This window comes from Eubacterium pyruvativorans, assembly GCF_900102225.1.
In the GTDB taxonomy this organism is placed as follows: Bacteria; Bacillota; Clostridia; order Peptostreptococcales; family Anaerovoracaceae; genus Aminicella; species Aminicella pyruvativorans.
In genome coordinates, this window is sequence record NZ_FNBF01000004.1 from 22,069 (window position 1) to 40,213 (window position 18,145).

Consider the following 18,145-nt stretch of genomic DNA (forward strand, 5'->3'; position numbering starts at 1 on the left):
GAACCAACCTCACATCTCCTCTATTTTTCTTCCGTGAAATTCAGCGTCTTGTGCATTCCGTCCCGGCCCACCACCGTATTCGGGAAGATCGAGGCGGCGTTATCTGCATAGTCTTCCGGGTGCTTGAGGGCCTGACTGAAATGGGTGAGCCACAGCTCCTTCGCCCCGGCATTCCGAGCCAGGCGGGCTGCCTCCGGGAACGTCATATGTCCCCATTCCTTGGCCTTGGCCAGCTTCGTGTCATCCTCGTACTGACCCTCCAGGATCATGAGATCGGCCTCCCGGCCCATTTCGGAAAGGATCGGAACCGGGCGGGTGTCGGTGGAGTAAACAAGTTTCAGCCCCCGGCGTTCGGGTCCGGACACTTCTTCCGGACGGATCACCCGGTCCCCCAGTTTCAGAGATTCGCCTGCCTGCAGCAGTTTCCACACTTTCCGGGGAATACCCAGGGCTTCCGCCTTCTCGGGCAGAAATTTCGGGTGGCGGGGCAGGGTGAACTGGTAGCCGAAGCAGGGCACCACGTGCTTGACCGGGAAGGGGCGGATGGACAGATTGCCGGAACGAAGAATTTCTTCTCCGGAATCATCCGCTTCCACGGCGATGACGCGGAAAGGCGGGGCGGCAATCACCAGGAGACACTGCAGGATCGAGGCGATGCCCGGAGGTCCGATGACCGTCACATCTTCCGTCCTTCCGGCATTTCCCATGGACAGCAGAAGACCGGCGATGCCGGCTACGTGGTCCGCATGGAAGTGGGTCAGGCAGATGGTGTCGATGGGTTTCAGGCGGCAGCCGGCTTCACTGAGGGCGATCTGTGTCCCTTCTCCGCAGTCCACCAGAACGGCCCGGCCTCCCTCGTACAGATACAGGGAGGTGAGCCAGCGGTTTTTCAGCGGGACCATACCTGCCGTACCGAGTAATGTTACATCGATCATAGTCGTTTCATTCCTTCTTTCTGCATGGCAGAAAGGGAGAAGGAGACGTCTGCTGCCGTTCCTGTACTCCTTTTTCTGCCGGTTTTGCAGAGTCATTGTAGCACAGGGCCCCGCCGGAATGCAAAAAACACCGGGCCGTGGTATAATACGACCATGGATTATAAAGTTTGGAAAAAAGTGGATATTGACGGAATCGGCACGAACCGGCACGTTGTGCTGGGGCTTTCGGGCGGGCCGGATTCGGTTTTTTTGCTTCATATGCTTCTGGAGATGGCGGAAGAGCGGCATCTGACCCTGCATCCGGTGCATGTGAACCATCAGATCCGTCCCGGGGATGCGGAGGCGGATCAGCGGTTTGTGGAGCATCTCTGTGAGGAGCGGGGGCTGCCGCTTCGGACCGTGGTGTTCGACTGTGAGGCAGCGGCGCAGGAACAGGGGATCAGCAGCGAAGAAGCGGGCCGCCGGATGCGGTACCGGGCTTTCCGGGAGGAAGCCCGGCGGCTGGAGGAAGCGGGTGCGGATCCGGAGCAGATTGAAATCGTCACCGCACACCATGCGGACGATCAGACAGAGACGATCCTGTTCCGTATTCTCAGAGGGACCGGCACCGACGGTCTGGTGGGGATCGAGCCGGAGCGCAGGACCCCGGAAGGCTACCGGCTGATCCGTCCGCTTCTGGGAATATGGAAAACAGAAATCCTGGACTGGCTGGACGCACAGAAAATCCCGTACTGTACTGATGAAACCAACAGCCGGCCGGTTTATACCAGAAACCGGATCCGCCTGGAACTGATCCCATATCTGGAACAGTTCAATCCCCGGGTGAAGGAGGCGATCCTCAGGCTGGGCCGGGCAGCGGCGGAAGACCGGGAGATGCTGGAGCCGATGGTGGAAATCGGTCTGGATCTTCATACAGCCGAGAGCAGCATGAACGAAATCTGTCTGGATGAAGATGTCAGGACAGTATCGCCGGGCATGCTGCGCCGGCTGGTGGGGGAAGCGCTGCGCCGGCTGGGACTGGAAGAGAACGTGTCTTCGGCTCACTATGAGGCAGTCCGGCATCTGGCGGAGTCTGAACAGCCGTCGGGCAGCGTGGATCTTCCGGAGGGATACCGGGTGCGCCGGGAATACGGCGAACTGGTGGTCTGCCGGCCGGGGAAGCCCCAGGATTCTCCGCTCCGGATGCGGAAGGACTGGTTTCCTGCAGAAGAATTCCACAGAGGGCTGGAAGAAACCCTGGAGAGGGGCAGATACGCCATTTTTGATTACGACCGGATGCAGGAGGCACTGGGAGAAAGTTTCGACCGGTCTCTGCGAATCCGGACCAGGAAGCCGGGGGATTATCTCACTATCCGGGGCGGCAGGAAGAAGATCCAGGATGTATTCGTGGATGATAAGGTGCCGAAGGAGACGAGGGACCGGATTCAGATGATCTGTATCGGCAGAGAAGTCCTGTTCATCCCGCAGCAGAAGGGAATCCGGAGGGCCCGGTACAGTGCCCGTTTCCCGGAAACGGAGCAGACTGAAGATGTACTCGCCGTATGGATCCGGGGGGATAAATGATATGAAGAAACTGACGATAGGTATTCTGGCCCACGTAGATTCCGGAAAGACCACGCTGTCAGAAGCGATGCTGCTTCAGACCGGGGCAATCCGGAAAGCGGGGCGGGTGGATCACGGCGATGCGTTCCTGGACGGTTATGAAATGGAGCGGAACCGGGGCATCACCATTTTTTCCAAGCAGGCGCTGCTGGAATGGGAGGATGTCAGTGCCACCATACTGGACACGCCGGGGCATGTGGACTTCTCGGCGGAAATGGAACGGACGCTCTCGGTGCTGGACTACGGGATTCTGGTGATCAGTGCCAGTGAAGGCATCCAGAGTCATACCCGCACCCTGTGGAAACTGCTCCGGCGCAGCGGAATTCCCACCTTCCTGTTTATCAACAAGATGGATCTTTCTCTGAAAAAGCCGGAGGAGATCATGACTCTTCTCCGGAAAGAACTGGGGGCGGGTCTGATTGACTTCACGCCGGGCCGCAGTGCGGAAGCGCGGATGGACGATCTCTCCATGGCGGAGGACCGGTTTTTGGAAATGGCCCTGGAGGGGAAGCTGCCGGATAATCAGCAGATTGCGGAAGCCGTCCGAAACCGGAGAATCTTCCCGTGCTACTTCGGGTCCGCATTGAAGTTCGACGGAATCGGGGATTTCCTGCAGGGTCTCGCCGCCTATACAACCGCGCCGCCGCCGCAGGAGGATTTCGGTGCCCGGATCTTCAAGGTCACCCGGGATGAGCAGAAGGAGCGGCTGACGTTTATGAAGGTGACCGGCGGGACGCTGCACGTGAAGGACCGCCTCACCGGCACGGACCGGGACGGAAACGAATGGTCCGAGAAAGTGAATCAGATCCGGATCTATTCCGGGATGAAGTATACCACGCCGGGGCAGGCATCTCAGGGAACGGTTCTGGCAGTGACCGGTCTGACCCGCACACTGCCCGGGGACGTGCTGGGGGCGGAATCCGCAGGAAAGGAAGAGGTGCTGGAACCGTTCCTGAACTACCGGATCATTCTTCCGCCGGAGGTGGACGTGCACCGGGGGCTTCGGGACATGCGGGAGCTGGCCGAGGAGGATCCGAAACTCAACGTCACCTGGAACGAGGAATCCGGAGAGATCGGAATCCGCATGATGGGCGAGGTGCAGCTGGAGATTCTGCAGGCACTGACGAAGCAGCGGTTCGGTTATGAGATCACCTTCGGCGCCGGAAAAATTCTGTACCGGGAGACTCTGGCGGAGCCAACGGAGGGAATCGGCCATTTCGAACCTCTGCGGCACTATGCGGAAGTGCATCTGGTGATGGAACCGGCAGAACGGGGCAGCGGCATCACGCTGGAGACCCGGGTGCCGGAGGATGAGCTGGCCCGGAACTGGCAGCGTCTGATCCTGACCCATCTGGGTGAACGGCAGTTTCCCGGTGTTCTGACCGGCGCACCTCTGACAGATGTGAAGATCACATTGACCGCCGGCCGGGCCCACAAGAAACATACTGAAGGCGGGGATTTCCGGCAGGCCACTTACCGGGCCGTGCGCTGCGGACTCATGCGGGGAAACTGTACTCTTCTGGAGCCCTGGTTTGATTTCGTTCTGCGGGTGCCCACCGGGAATATCGGCCGGGCGATGACGGACATCCGGAATATGGGCGGATCCTTCGGCGAACCGGAGAATGACCGCACCGGCAGCGGGGATATGGTGACCCTCCGGGGCCGTTCGCCGGCATCGGAGATGATGGATTATCAGGCCAGGGTGACCGCCTACACGAAGGGAAAGGGAACCCTGTCCTGCAGCCTGGGCGGTTACGAAGCCTGCCATAATCAGGAGGAAGTGGTTTCCGCTTCCGGATATGACCCGGAGGCGGATCTGGCCTTCCCGCCGGATTCGGTTTTCTGCACCCACGGGGAAAGCGGCATTGTGAAGTGGTACGACATCGAAGACTGGATGCACCTGCCGCTGACGCTTACCCGGGATGACGGGGAGGAAGGAGACGGAGAAGCGGAACGGGCGGCAGAAGAGCGGATGGCTTCCTACCGCCGGGACATGGCTTCCGACGATGAGCTGATGGCGATCTTCGAGCGGACGTACGGCAAGGTGAAGCGTCCTGCCGTGGGGCCGGACCGGAGGAAACCGGCGGGATCTTCCCCGGGCAGTTCCTTCGGCCGGGAAAAATACCGGGGAAGAAACAGGACCGCCGGAACCGGCGCTTCCCCGGAAGACACCTGGGTGGTGGTGGACGGCTACAACGTCATGTTCGGATGGGACAGCCTGAAGGAACTGACGAAATCCAACTACGAAGCCGCCCGGAGCCGTCTGGTGGAACGGATGTGCAACTATGCCGGCTTCACCAGGTACCATGTGATCCTGGTTTTCGATGCCTACAAGGTGGGGGGAGGCCGGGGGTCCAGCGAACGCTTCCACAACATCGATATTATCTACACGAAAGAGGAGCAGACGGCGGACAGCTACATCGAGCGCTGTACCCTGGAACTCCGGCGGGAGAACAGGAATGCCGGCATCCGCGTGGTTTCCTCCGACTCCAACGTGCAGCAGATCTCCCTGGGCCACGGCGCCCTCAGAGTGTCTTCCCGGGAGTTTGAGCGGGAAGTGACGAATGTCGAAGAAACGATCCGGCGGATCATCCGGGGGTAGAAGCGCCGCCGGACAGCCTGTCCCGGCAGGACAAAAAATAATGCGGACGACCGTTCGCGAAATGTTTTTTTGTCGATGGAGGGGACTTCGCGGTAGAGGTTGCAACACCGCCATGGTATAATAAAGCCAAATGTAATCGAGGAGTCACGAAGGAGTATATATGGAACCGAAATACAGACGCGTGCTTCTGAAGATCAGCGGAGAGGCGCTGGCAGGGGAGAATCACACAGGTATCAACACGGAAATGACGCAGATCGTTGCCCGGCAGATCAAGAAACTGCATGATCTGGGGGTGGAAGTTGCAATCGTCGTGGGCGGCGGCAATTTCTGGCGGGGCAGAACGAGCACTGCCATGAACCGGGAGACGGCAGACTATATCGGTATGCTGGCCACTGTCATGAATTCTCTGGCCCTGCAGGACGCTCTGCTGGCGGAAGGCGTGAAGGCGAGAGTGCAGACTTCCATTACCATGCGGGAGGTGGCGGAGCCGTATATCTGGAGAAGAGCTCTGAAGGAACTGTCGGATATGGATGTGGTGATTTTCGGCGCCGGCATCGGCGAACCGCATTTTTCCACGGATACGGCAGCAGCGCTTCGGGCGGTGAACATCGATGCAGATATCATCCTGCTGGCGAAGAATATCGATGCGGTCTATTCTGATGACCCGGCGGTGAATCCGGATGCGGTGAAATACGATCATCTGACGCTGAAGGAAGTGGTGGATCGTCAGCTGAAGGTCATGGATCTGACAGCAGCGACAATCTGCATGGAAAACAATATGAAGATACAGGTATTCGGTCTGGCGGAGGAGAACAGCATGGTTCGTGCCGTCTGCGGCGAGAATATCGGAACACTGATCGACTGATGTGAGAGGAGAGACACATGGCACATTCAACGAAAACACTGAACGAGCGTATCGAGAAGACGAAACAGATCCTGAGAGAGAACCTGAATACCGTCAGAGCGGGAAGAGCCAATGCGGCGCTTTTGGATAAGGTCATGGTGGATTATTACGGTTCTCCTACTCCGCTGAAGAGCCTGGCGAATATTTCCGTTCCGGAATCCAGAACGCTGCTGATCTCACCGTTCGACCCGAAGTCGGTGGGAGACATTGAGAGAGCGATCAATGAGGCGAATCTGGGCATCAATCCGACGAATGACGGGAAGTGTGTCCGTCTGCAGATTCCGGCACTCACAGAGGAACGCCGTAAGGAACTGACGAAGACGACGAAGAAGATGGGTGAGGATGCGAAGGTCGCTGTCCGCAATCTGAGAAGAGAAATCAACGAGGATATCAAGAAACGGGAGAAGGCGAAGGAGATTTCCGAGGACGAGAAGAACGAGGAACTCGAAGCGACGCAGAAGGCCATTGACAAGGCGATCAAGGAGATCACCGAGATCATCGCCGCGAAGGACAAGGAGATCCTCGAAGTATAGTTCGTTTTCTGACATCGGCATGGGTGTGGCTGCTTCTTCGCAGCCACATTGTTCGTTATAGCGGAATTGGAAGATGCTGATCCGGGCCCAGGGCCGGTCAGAGCGGAAGGAAGGAGCGAAGAGTATGCTTGACAGAAATAGAATACCCCGGCATGTGGCCATTATCATGGACGGAAACGGCCGGTGGGCGAAACGGAGGGGACTTCCGCGCCTGGCGGGTCACAATGCGGGAATGGAATCCATGACAGAGATTGTCCGGGAGGCCTCCAACCTGGGGGTGAAATACCTGACGGTATATGCGTTTTCCACGGAGAACTGGAAACGGTCCATGGAGGAAGTGAGCGGGATCTTCCGGCTTCTGGTGAAATTCGTGGATCTGGATCTGAAGGAACTGATCAGTGAGAATGTGAAAGTCAAGGTGTTCGGCGACTACAGTCCACTGCCGGAGAAGGCCAGAAAGAGTATGGATGAGACCCTGGAGGAGACGAAAGACAACACGGGGATGCAGTTCAATATCTGCCTGAATTACGGAGGAAGAGATGATATTCTCCGGGCGGTGAACGAGCTGGCAGAGGAAATCCGGGCCGGGGAAATCCAGGGGCCGGTCACGGAAGACATGATCAGCCGCAGGCTCTGGTCCGGGGACCGGAACGGAAACGTTCCGGATCCGGATCTGATCATCCGCACCAGCGGAGAGGAGCGGCTCTCGAACTTCCTGCTGTGGCAGTGTGCGTACAGCGAATTCGCTTTTACGGATGTGCTGTGGCCGGACTTTACGCCGGAAATCTTCCGCAGCCTGCTGGAGGAGTATCAGGGAAGAGACCGGCGCTACGGCGGTCGGAACGAGGAGAAGAAGTAAGAGCGTGAGAGCAGAAGAGAGAGGGTAAAGAATCAATATGAAAACCAGAATTATTTCGGGCTTCGCCATGGCGCCGCTGATCCTGTTCGTGTATCTGGGCGGCTGGTGGCTGGCTGCGCTTTGTATCCTGATCGGATTCCTGGGAATCCGGGAATTCTATGACGGCTTCCGGGCGATGGATATTCATCCGTCCAACGGCATCGCTTATGCCATGATGTTTGTGCTGTATCTCATGAACGGTTTCTGGCCCAATCAGTACGGGCTGATCACGGCCTGGTTCGCCGCCGTCATCATGGTCAGTTCCATTTCCATGTTCGATACGAAGCATAGGACGCCGATCGATGCCATGGCCACCATGGTGGGGATCATCTATATTATTTTCTTCACCTTCCATTTCGTGCTGATCGATCAGACCGGCATGTACAGCATTCTGAAATGGCTGGCCCTGCTTTCGGCTTTCGGCAGCGATATTTTCGCCTACTTCACCGGTGTGTTCTTCGGGAAACACAAGATGTGTCCGAACCTGAGCCCGAAGAAAACTTTCGAGGGACTGGCCGGGGGCATTATCGGCAGTGCCGTGTGCTGCGGCCTCTTCGGGTACTTTCTCTGCCGAGAGTTCCTGTGGAGCTGTGTGATCATCGGATTCCTGGGAGCGGCGATCTCCGTGTGCGGCGATCTGACGGCTTCGGCATATAAGCGGAAGATGGGAATCAAGGATTACGGAAACCTGATCCCGGGCCACGGCGGCATCATGGACCGGTTTGACAGCGTACTGTTTACGGCGCCGTTTGTGTACTACTACATCGTGGTGGTGCTGCAGCACTTCGGGTTGGTTTTCTAAGAAAAAAGGGGAATACAGATCATGGATATGGGAAACAGAGAGAAATATCGGGGCGAAAGAAAGCGGATCACGGTGCTGGGCAGCACCGGGTCCATCGGGACCCAGACGCTGGATGTGATCCGCCGGGAGCCGGAGCGTTTCGAAGTGGCGGCTCTGACCTGCGGCAGGAATGTCACACTGCTGGCGGAACAGATCCGGGAATTTCATCCGTCTTTGGTCTGCTGCGCCCGGAAGGAAGATGCGGACAGACTGGCCGGAGAATTCCCGGGGATCCGGGTTGTCTGGGGTGAGGAGGGTCTGATTGAAGCGGCGGAGGCGGACTGCGATCTGCTGGAGAATTCCCTCATGGGCATGCGGGGGCTGGTGCCGACCTGGCACAGCATTCTGGCCGGCCATGACCTGGCCCTGGCGAACAAGGAAACGCTGGTCACCGGCGGTCATATTATCATGGACGGGGTGAACGAGCACGGCGTCCGCCTTTTGCCGGTGGACAGTGAACACTCTGCGATCTTTCAGTGTCTGCAGGGGAATGAGGGTAAGCCGGTCCGCCGCATCCTGCTCACCGCCTCCGGGGGACCGTTCCGGGGATGGACGAGGGAAAAACTGGAGAAGGTGACACCGGAGATGGCACTTCGGCATCCGAACTGGAGCATGGGCCGGAAAATCACCATTGATTCCGCCACCATGATGAACAAAGGTCTGGAGATGATCGAGGCGAAGTGGCTCTTCGGTGTGGATATCCGGGACATTCAGGTTCTGGTGCATCCCCAGAGTATTCTGCATTCTGCGGTGGAGTTCCGGGACACTTCGGTGATCGGCCAGATGGGCGTGCCGGATATGCGGATTCCGATCAGTGTGGCGCTGGGTTATCCGGACCGCCTGGAAGCGTGCACGGAGGGACTGGATTTCTTCGGGAAGCACAGCACGATGACGTTCGAGCAGCCGGACCGGGACGTTTTCAAGTGTCTCCGGCTGGCGGAGGAGGCGTCGCTCCGGGGCGGCAGCTATCCGGTGGTGATGAATGCGGCCAACGAGGTGCTGGTGCAGGCGTTCCTGGATCACCGGATTTCCTTCACGGACATTATGGATGACAATGAAGAGGTGCTGGTGCATCATGTCAGCACCGGGGAGCCGGATCTGGAGGATATCGTCCGCATTGACCGGGAAACCCGGGAAATGGTGGCCAGGACGTATCTGCCGAAGGAGGTGTAAACTGTGCTGACTGCAGTTCTGGCGGTGATTCTGTTCGCCGTCATGATTTTTCCTCATGAACTGGGGCATTTTCTTTCGGCCAAGGCGCTGGGCGTGAAAGTAAATGAATTTGCCTTCGGCATGGGACCGGCTCTGTGGAAACGGCAGAAGGGAGAGACCCTGTATGCCATACGTCTGTTCCCGGTGGGCGGATACTGCGCCATGGAAGGGGAGGATACGGAGTCGGGGGCTTCGGACCACGAACGATCCTTTACGGCGAAACCGGCCTGGGCGAAGATCGTCATTCTGGCTTCCGGCGCCGCCATGAATGTGCTGATCTGCATGCTGGCTCTGACTATTCTTTCCGTCGGTGCCGGGCAGGCTTCCACCACCCTGGCACAGGTTGAAGCGGGGTCGCCGGCGTATACCGCCGGCCTCAGGCCCGGAGACCGGATCATGAAAGTGAACAATGCGAAGATCACAGAATGGTCGGATGTGGGCAGTGCGTTTCTCCGGTACCGGGCATCAGACGGCCGGGTGAACATTGTTTATGAGAGAGATCAGGTCCGCCGTCGCACGGCGGTGACGCCCCGGAAAGAAGAAGGACGCTGGATGATCGGCATCCGGCCGGTCATCCGGCACAGCGTTCTGTCCGGGATTGAAAACGGTGTGAAAGGAACCGGTGCCGTGACAGCCGGCATGCTGCATGCGCTGAAGCAGCTGGTCACCGGCAGAATGGGGGCGGACAGTCTGTCCGGTCCTGTTGGGATGGTTTCGCTGGTGCACCGGACCGAAAGTCTGGGTATCTGGTATTTCCTGTATCTTCTGGCGCTGATCAGCATGAATCTGGCCATCATCAATCTGCTGCCGCTGCCGGCACTGGACGGCGGCCGGATCATCTTCGTCATTGTCCGGAAAATTACGGGAAAATTGATTTCCGACCGGACGGAGGCGATGGTTCATGCGGCGGGGCTGATGTTTTTCCTGGCGCTGACCGTGGTGATCACATGGAAGGATATCCTGCGGCTGGTGGGCTGACGGGGCAGAAGGAGGACACCCGGAAGGGGGTCTTCCGAAAACAGAATGAAAATACGAAAGGGGAGAGTGTTCATGAGCAGCAAGAAACAGGTCCGGGTGCGGGACGTTCTGATCGGCGGCGGTGCACCGGTGGTTATTCAGTCTATGACGAATGCGGATTCCCGGGACGAGAAGGGAACACTGGAACAGGTTGCCCGGCTCCGGGATGCCGGGTGCCAGATTGTCCGGATTTCGGTGCCGGACCGGGAAGCGCTGGAAGTGTTCCGGTCCGTCCGTCAGAAAACCGACATGCCTCTGGTGGCAGATATTCACTTTGACTGGCGGATGGCCGTCGGGGCGGCGGAGGCCGGCGCCGACAAGATCCGGATCAATCCCGGAAACATCGGAAGCCGTGACCGGGTGAAGGCCGTAGTGGACTGCTGCCGGGAGCGGGACATTCCGATCCGGGTAGGGGTGAATTCCGGCTCGGTGGAAAAGGATATTCTGGAGAAGTACGGCCATGTGTGCCCGGATGCCCTGGCGGAGAGTGCCCTGCGGAATCTGCGGCTGATCGAGGATATGGATTATGACAATCTGGTGGTTTCCATGAAATCCTCGGATGTGAAGATGAATTTCGACGCCCACCGCATTGCAGCGGCGAAGACGGAGCACCCGTTTCACATCGGCATCACAGAGGCCGGCACCATGAAACGGGGGAAACTGAAATCCGCTGCCGGCATCGGCGCACTGCTCCTGTCGGGCATCGGAGACACGATCCGTGTATCCCTGACTGCCGACCCGGTGAACGAGGTCATCTTCGCCAGGGAACTGCTGGAGGTCATCGGTCTCAGAACCCCGCGGGTGGAAATTGTTTCCTGCCCTACCTGCGGCAGAACCAGAATCAATATCGAAAAATTAGCAGAGGATGTGGAGCAGCGTCTGCTGGAGACTCCGGACATTCCCCGGGGCCTCAAGGTGGCGGTGATGGGCTGCGTGGTCAACGGACCGGGAGAGGCCCGGGAGGCCGACTACGGTGTGTGCGGCGGTGACGGTAAGGGATTGATCATTGCGAAGGGAAAGGTACTGGAGACCGTGCCGGAGGAACAGCTTCTGGACAGCCTGATCCGCACGATCCGGGAAAACGAAAGGAACGCATGAACAGACTGATTCGTGAAAATGTCAATTGGAAACGGCTGGATGCACTGGAGCACAGCGCATATGAATGTGTCATTCAGGACGCATATATCGCCCGGGAAACCGGGTTTCTTCACGTGGTTCTGGGACTGAACTTCATCGTGCCCTGGGAGGACGAGCGTCATCTGAAGCAGGCTGTGGTGAATGCAATGGAAGGACTTCCGGGGGCGAAGATCGAGTACCGCTATGACCGGGAACACATGGCGCTTTCAGACGAAGACATCATCCGGCTCTACCTGCCCCGGCTTCTCGCCCTCTCGTCCAGTTCCCTCAGGAATGCGGTGAATCCGGAAGAAGTCAGCATCCGGGAGGATGAGGTGATCCTGAAATCCTTCAGTGAACTGGCGACCGGCCGGCTGAACCGGGAAATGGCGCCGGAGCTCAGCGCCGGTCTGAACCGGGAGCTGGGCATCCGGGCCCGGGTTCGATTCTGTTTCGATGAGGAATGCCGGCCGGAGCCGGAAAAGGAAGTCATCGAGAGCTATGCGGCGGAGGATTCTCCCACTGCAGGGCTCCGTTACGAGGATCCGGTGGCTCCTGGTGCTCCGTGGGGTGACGCTCCGGCGGAAGAAGCACCGACGGCGGACCAGCTTCTGGAGGCCATGGGGGGCATGCCGGCGCCGGAGGAAGAAGGACAAAATATTACGGAGGCGCCGTTCGACTTAGCGGCGGAAGTCCGCCGCCCGAAGACCGTTCGCAGAAAGGCGAAGTCGAAAGCTCTCCGCCCGGGTTCCGAAGTGGGGAACCCGGATCTGCAGCCGGTATTCGGCCGCCGGATCAACGGCGTATCCACGCCTTTGAAAATGGTGAACTCCGAAAGCGGCCATGTGATCGTAGAAGGAATCATCTTCCACATCGAGACGAAGCCGATCAAGAATAACAAGGTGATTCTCACAATCCTCATTACGGACAAGAAAGGCTCCACCTGCCTGAAATCGTTCATGAAGAACGAGAAATGGGAAACGGTGGGGGAGAAAATCCACGAAGGAGATTACATTGTGGCGGAGGGGGATGCCGAGTTCGACAAGTTCGAACGGGCGGTGGACGTTATGGTCCGCAGCATATGGAAGGGCACCGTACCGAAGCGGCAGGACCACTGGAAAGACGGAAAGCGGGTGGAACTGCACTGTCATACGAAGATGAGCGCCATGGACGGCCTGAACGAGCCGGATCAGATTGTGAAAATGGCCGCTGCCTGGGGACAGCCCGGCGTGGCCATCACGGACCACGGCGTGGTACAGAGTTTCCCGGATGCGGCGAATACGGCGGAAAAACTGGCGAAGAAGGGTACCAACATCAAGGTTCTCTACGGCATGGAAGGCTATGTCTTCGATGACAGGGACTGCATCCGGGAGGACGGCAGCATCGAATACAAGAAAAAGCCCACCAACCACATTATCCTCCTGGTCAGAACCCAGGAAGGAATGAAGAACCTCTACAAGCTGGTTTCCATCTCCCATCTTCAGTATTTCTATAAGCGGCCGAGGCTGCCGAAGTCGGTACTGGCCAGGTACCGGGAGGGGCTCATCATCGGTTCCGCCTGTGAAGCCGGGGAGGTATACCGGGCCATTGAGCGGGGGGATTCTCCGGAGGAGCTGGAGGAACTGGCTTCCTTCTACGATTATCTGGAGATTCAGCCCAGGATCAATAACCGGTTCCTGGTGGAGAAGGGGGTCTACACCGAGGAGCAGCTGCTGGAGAACAACCGGAAGATCGTGGAACTGGGAGAAAAGCTGGGAAAGCCGGTGGTGGCCACCACAGACGCCCATTACAGTGAACCGGACGCTGCCATTTACCGGAATATCCTGCTTTATGGCATGGGATTCAAAGATGCGGAGAACGGACAGGGACTTTACCTGCGCACCACCGACGAAATGATGGAGGAATTCGCTTACCTGGGAGAAGAGAAAGCCCGGGAAGTGGTGATCGAGAATACGAACCGCATCATGGATATGGTGGATGAGGGCATCCGGCCGGTGCCGAAGGAGAAGTGCCCGCCGAAAATCGACGGTGCCGAAGAAGAGCTGGAAAACGAGTGTTACCGGCGGGCGAAAGAGCTGTACGGTGACCCTTTGCCCCCGGAAATCGAGGAACGGCTGAAAACAGAGCTCACGGCGATCATCAGCAACGGATACGCCGTCATGTATGTTTCCGCCCAGCGTCTGGTGGCGAAGTCCAATGCGGACGGCTATCTGGTGGGATCCCGGGGATCTGTGGGATCGTCCTTTGCCGCCACTATGGCGGGCATCACCGAGGTCAACCCGCTGCCGCCCCACTATGTCTGCCCGAAGTGCAAGCATCTGGAGTGGGGGGATCCACAGCAGTACGATAACGGCATCGACATGCCCCCGAAGGCCTGTCCGGACTGCGGAACCATGATGAAGCGGGACGGTTTCGGGATTCCGTTTGCCACCTTTCTGGGGTTCAAGGGGAACAAGGAGCCGGACATCGACCTGAATTTTGCCGGCGAATACCAGCCCCGGGCCCATAAGTACGTGGGGGTGATCTTCGGTCAGGAGAACGTGTTCAAGGCGGGAACCGTGGGCACCATTGCGGAGAAAACCGCGTACGGTTATGTCCGGCGGTTCTTCGAGGAAACGGGGCGGCCGGCGAACAAGTACGAGATCGACCGTCTGACTGCGGGGTGTACCGGGGTCAAGCGCACTACGGGCCAGCATCCGGGGGGCATCATTATCGTGCCCCGGGATCACGAGATCTACGAGTTCTGTCCGGTGCAGCACCCGGCCAACGACACGACCACGGACATCGTCACAACTCATTTCGATTATCACAAGATCGATCAGAACCTGTTGAAGCTGGATATTCTGGGGCACAATGTGCCGTCCATGATCCGGCAGCTGCAGGACATGACGGGAATCGATCCGATGGAGGCGGACCTGACGGACGAGGAAACCCTGAGCATTTTCAACGGCATTGAAGCCCTGAAAATAAAGGATCCGGATTACCGGTTCCGCCACGGAACCTTCGGAATCCCGGAGTTCGGCACCAGTTTCGTCCGGCAGATGCTGGATGACGTCAAGCCCAGCCGGTTCGAGGATCTGATCCGTATGTCCGGATTCTCCCACGGAACGGATGTATGGCTGAACAATGCCCAGGACTATATCCGGGAAGGAGTTGCCACCATGCGTGAGGTGATTTCCACCCGTGACGACATCATGAACTTCTGTATGCTTCACGGCATCGAAAACGAAACTTCCTTCCGGATCATGGAAGAGACCCGAAAGAAGAATCTGGTGCTGACAGAAGAGCACAAGCAGGAGATGAGGGATCACGGCATACCGCAGTGGTATATCGATTCCTGTGCGAAAATCAAATACATGTTCCCCCGGGCCCATGCAGTGGCCTACGTTATGATGTCCTTCCGGATGGCCTGGTACAAGGTGCATTATCCTGTGGATTTCTACGCCACCTTCTTCACCAGTGCGCTGGAGGATTTCGATGCGGACACGATTCTGAAAGGCAAGGAAGCGATTCTGCAGGCCATGGACAATGTGAAGGCCAAGGGAAATGAGGCGACGGCAAAGGAAAAATCCAATGTCACGATCTACGAACTGGCCTACGAAATGTACTGCCGGGGATATGAATTCCTGCCGGCAAAGCTGGGGATCTCGGAAGCCACACGTTTCTGGAAAAAGGACGGGAAGGTGCTGCTGCCTTTCGCAGCCTATGACGGCGTAGGAGCGGTGGCGGCCCGGGACCTGGTCCGGGCCTATGAAGAGAAACCGTTTGATACCGTGGAGGACTGTGCGAACCGGGCCAGACTGGGGAAGGGGGTCATCGACACCCTGCGCAGCCACGGCGTATTCGAAGGTCTGCCGGAGACGGATCAGATCTGCTGGGCGATCTGACAGCCGGCGTGTACCCTTTTCTGCCCTTCTGAAACGTGCCGGAAAGTATACATGCAGAACCGCAAAAAATACTTTCAAAAACATATATAGTGGAGTAATATAGTAACTGCCTACTACATGTTGTGCTTTCCGGTGCGGAAGACCCGATTGGAGACTATATTTCGTCAATTCGTGAAAACCGCATCAGTACTGCCGGGAAGCGTGAAACAGACGTGAAGCAGGAATGATGCAGATACTATTTCGGGGACAGCGATCCCCGTTTCTTTATGACATCGCCGCAGCCGGCGGAAATTCGCTGCAGTGGTTTAGGAGAGGAAAAGGGTAAGTGACATGGGAACTGAAGTGAAAGTCAATGTGATCAAGCGGAACGGAAAGGAAGTCGGATTCGATGTCCGGAAAATCGCCAATGCGATCCGGAAAGCGAATAACGAAGTGGATCCGATCCATCAGATGAATCCGTATCAGATTGAAGCGATCGCCGACAAGGTGGCGGATCAGTGCCGCCAGATGGCCCGGGCGGTGAATGTGGAGGAAATCCAGGATATGGTGGAAACCGGCATCATGGAGATGCGGGGCTATGAAGTGGCCCGGAAGTATGTGCGTTACCGGTACAAGCGTTCCCTGGCCCGGAAAGCCAACACCACGGACGACGAGATTCTGGCGCTGATCGATGCGAACAACGAAGAGGCGAAGCAGGAGAACTCCAACAAGAACCCGATGATCAATTCCACCCAGCGGGACTACATCGCAGGAATGGTCAGCAGAGATATCACGGACCGTCTGCTGCTGCCGGATGACATCGTGAGAGCTCATCAGGACGGAATCATTCATTTCCATGACAGCGACTACTTCCTGCAGAAGGAACATAACTGTGATCTGATCAATCTGGAAGATATGCTCCAGAACGGCACGGTGATCAGTGAGACGATGATCGAGAAGCCCCACAGTTTCTACACTGCCTGCAACATCACCACACAGATCATCGCCCAGGTGGCTTCCAATCAGTACGGCGGCCAGTCCTTCACCCTGTCCCACCTGGCTCCTTTCGTGGATGTGAGCCGGAAGAAACTGAGAAAACAGGTGGTGGACGAGAGAATGGCCTGCGGGGAAGTGCTGGATGACGAGATCATCGACCGCACCACGGAGATGCGCCTGAAGCATGAAATCAAGTCCGGCATCCAGACGATCCAGTATCAGCTGATCACGCTGATGACCTGCAACGGCCAGGCACCTTTCGTCACAATGTTCATGTATCTGGATGAGGTGCCGGAGGGAAGAACGAGAGACGACCTGGCCATGTGTATCGAGGAGGTGCTGAAACAGCGGATTCAGGGGGTGAAGAACGAGAAGGGGGTCTGGATCACGCCGGCATTCCCGAAGCTGATCTACGTGCTGGATGAAGATAACATCCATGAAGATTCCCCGTACTACTACCTGACGGAACTGGCGGCGAAGTGCACGGCGAAGCGAATGGTGCCGGATTACATCTCTGCGAAGGTGCAGAAGCAGCTGAAGAAGGGATCGGTCTATACCTGCATGGGATGCCGTTCCTTCCTGACGGTAGAAGACTCTCAGAGAAACCCGGATGGCAGCTACAAGTTCTACGGCCGGTTCAATCAGGGAGTCGTCACCATCAACCTGGTGGACGTGGCCTGCTCCTCCTATGGGGACATGGACAAGTTCTGGGAGATCCTGGACGAGAGACTGGAGCTCTGTCACAAGGCACTCCGGCTGCGGCATGAGCGGCTGAAAGGGACGGTTTCTGATGTGGCGCCGATTCTGTGGCAGTACGGTGCGCTGGCCCGCCTGAAGAAGGGGGAGACCATCGACAAACTGCTGTACAACGGCTACTCCACCATTTCCCTGGGATATGCCGGTCTGTGCGAGATGTGCTGGAGAATGGTGGGGGAGAGCAACACTTCTCCTGCCGGAAAGGAGCTGGCACTGAAGGTCATGCAGCGGCTGAACGACAAGTGCGCGGAGTGGAAACAGGAGGAAAACATCAGCTACTCCGTGTACGGTACACCGCTGGAATCCACCACCTATAAGTTTGCCAAGTCCCTGCAGAAGCGTTTCGGTGTGATTCCTCATGTGACGGACAAGAACTATGTGACCAACAGCTACCATATCCACGTCACGGAAGACATCGATGCCTTCGACAAGCTGACCTTCGAATCCGAATTCCAGAAGCTGTCCCCGGGCGGTGCCATCAGCTATGTGGAAGTACCGGATATGCAGAACAACATCCCTGCCGTGCTGGCGGTGATGAAGCACATTTACAACAACATTATGTATGCGGAGCTGAACACGAAGAGCGATTTCTGTGAGGTCTGCGGCTACGACGGAGAGATCCGGATCGTGGAAGACGAGTCCGGAAAGCTGGTATGGGAGTGCCCGAACTGCGGCAACCGGGACCAGTCGAAGATGTCAGTGGCCCGCCGTACCTGCGGCTACATCGGAACCCAGTTCTGGAACCAGGGACGGACCCAGGAAATCAAGGACCGGGTGCTGCACCTGTCCACGCCGGCGCTGTAGACAAAGAAAACGATTTTTCCGGTCGCCCGGAAAGGCCGCCGGCCCGAATGAAAGGATCATTCG

The 18,145-nt window shown here is 57.5% G+C and carries 12 protein-coding genes; 11 read left to right on the forward strand and 1 reads right to left on the reverse strand.

Annotation, left to right across the window (positions count from 1 at the left end; all coding sequences use genetic code 11):
• Window positions 1–20 precede the first annotated feature (20 nt).
• Window positions 21–935, reverse strand: coding sequence for a ribonuclease Z (locus BLQ24_RS02405; protein WP_090162290.1), 915 nt, complete (start codon window positions 933–935; stop codon window positions 21–23).
• Window positions 936–1,088: 153 nt separating this feature from the next.
• Here BLQ24_RS02405 and tilS point away from each other — a divergent pair, with 153 nt between their 5' ends.
• The 11 genes from tilS to nrdD all read left to right on the forward strand — a co-directional run bounded on the left by tilS (window position 1,089) and on the right by nrdD (window position 18,082).
• Complete coding sequence (tilS, locus tag BLQ24_RS02410) at window positions 1,089–2,498, forward strand: tRNA lysidine(34) synthetase TilS (RefSeq protein WP_176755847.1); 1,410 nt, start codon at window positions 1,089–1,091, stop codon at window positions 2,496–2,498.
• A gap of 1 nt (window position 2,499) precedes the next feature.
• Window positions 2,500–5,139: an NYN domain-containing protein gene (locus BLQ24_RS02415; RefSeq protein WP_090162294.1), complete on the forward strand. Its 2,640-nt coding sequence runs from the start codon at window positions 2,500–2,502 to the stop codon at window positions 5,137–5,139.
• 160 nt (window positions 5,140–5,299) lie between these two features.
• A complete protein-coding gene (gene pyrH, locus BLQ24_RS02420) occupies window positions 5,300–6,004 on the forward strand; it encodes a UMP kinase (protein WP_090162296.1) in 705 nt (234 codons plus the stop codon).
• Window positions 6,005–6,021: 17 nt separating this feature from the next.
• Window positions 6,022–6,576 carry a ribosome recycling factor gene (gene frr / locus BLQ24_RS02425; protein WP_090162298.1) on the forward strand — a complete coding sequence of 185 codons (555 nt, stop codon included), beginning with the start codon at window positions 6,022–6,024 and terminating at the stop codon, window positions 6,574–6,576.
• A gap of 73 nt (window positions 6,577–6,649) precedes the next feature.
• Complete coding sequence (locus tag BLQ24_RS02430) at window positions 6,650–7,435, forward strand: isoprenyl transferase (protein ID WP_090162300.1); 786 nt, start codon at window positions 6,650–6,652, stop codon at window positions 7,433–7,435.
• A 37-nt stretch (window positions 7,436–7,472) separates the two neighbouring features.
• A complete protein-coding gene (locus BLQ24_RS02435) occupies window positions 7,473–8,276 on the forward strand; it encodes a phosphatidate cytidylyltransferase (protein ID WP_090162302.1) in 804 nt (267 codons plus the stop codon).
• Window positions 8,277–8,297: 21 nt separating this feature from the next.
• A complete protein-coding gene (dxr, locus tag BLQ24_RS02440) occupies window positions 8,298–9,488 on the forward strand; it encodes a 1-deoxy-D-xylulose-5-phosphate reductoisomerase (RefSeq protein ID WP_242869564.1) in 1,191 nt (396 codons plus the stop codon).
• Between the two features lie 3 nt (window positions 9,489–9,491).
• On the forward strand, window positions 9,492–10,505 hold the full coding sequence (gene rseP, locus BLQ24_RS02445) for an RIP metalloprotease RseP (RefSeq protein ID WP_090162304.1): 1,014 nt from the start codon (window positions 9,492–9,494) through the stop codon (window positions 10,503–10,505).
• A 72-nt stretch (window positions 10,506–10,577) separates the two neighbouring features.
• On the forward strand, window positions 10,578–11,642 hold the full coding sequence (ispG, locus tag BLQ24_RS02450) for a flavodoxin-dependent (E)-4-hydroxy-3-methylbut-2-enyl-diphosphate synthase (RefSeq protein ID WP_242869565.1): 1,065 nt from the start codon (window positions 10,578–10,580) through the stop codon (window positions 11,640–11,642).
• Window positions 11,639–15,547 carry a PolC-type DNA polymerase III gene (locus BLQ24_RS02455; protein ID WP_242869566.1) on the forward strand — a complete coding sequence of 1,303 codons (3,909 nt, stop codon included), beginning with the start codon at window positions 11,639–11,641 and terminating at the stop codon, window positions 15,545–15,547. Before ispG ends, BLQ24_RS02455 begins: the two co-directional genes overlap by 4 nt.
• Window positions 15,548–15,877: 330 nt before the next feature.
• Window positions 15,878–18,082 carry an anaerobic ribonucleoside-triphosphate reductase gene (nrdD, locus tag BLQ24_RS02460; RefSeq protein ID WP_090162308.1) on the forward strand — a complete coding sequence of 735 codons (2,205 nt, stop codon included), beginning with the start codon at window positions 15,878–15,880 and terminating at the stop codon, window positions 18,080–18,082.
• Window positions 18,083–18,145 lie beyond the last annotated feature (63 nt).

Coding starts and splice junctions, on each gene's coding strand:
- frr (WP_090162298.1), top strand. CDS start 6,022: ATGGCACATTCAACGAAAACACTGAACGAGCGTATCGAGAAGACGAAA.
- BLQ24_RS02430 (WP_090162300.1), top strand. CDS start 6,650: ATGCTGATCCGGGCCCAGGGCCGGTCAGAGCGGAAGGAAGGAGCGAAG.
- ispG (WP_242869565.1), top strand. CDS start 10,578: ATGAGCAGCAAGAAACAGGTCCGGGTGCGGGACGTTCTGATCGGCGGC.
- dxr (WP_242869564.1), top strand. CDS start 8,298: ATGGATATGGGAAACAGAGAGAAATATCGGGGCGAAAGAAAGCGGATC.
- BLQ24_RS02455 (WP_242869566.1), top strand. CDS start 11,639: ATGAACAGACTGATTCGTGAAAATGTCAATTGGAAACGGCTGGATGCA.
- BLQ24_RS02415 (WP_090162294.1), top strand. CDS start 2,500: ATGAAGAAACTGACGATAGGTATTCTGGCCCACGTAGATTCCGGAAAG.
- BLQ24_RS02435 (WP_090162302.1), top strand. CDS start 7,473: ATGAAAACCAGAATTATTTCGGGCTTCGCCATGGCGCCGCTGATCCTG.
- pyrH (WP_090162296.1), top strand. CDS start 5,300: ATGGAACCGAAATACAGACGCGTGCTTCTGAAGATCAGCGGAGAGGCG.
- BLQ24_RS02405 (WP_090162290.1), bottom strand. CDS start 935: ATGATCGATGTAACATTACTCGGTACGGCAGGTATGGTCCCGCTGAAA.
- tilS (WP_176755847.1), top strand. CDS start 1,089: ATGGATTATAAAGTTTGGAAAAAAGTGGATATTGACGGAATCGGCACG.
- nrdD (WP_090162308.1), top strand. CDS start 15,878: ATGGGAACTGAAGTGAAAGTCAATGTGATCAAGCGGAACGGAAAGGAA.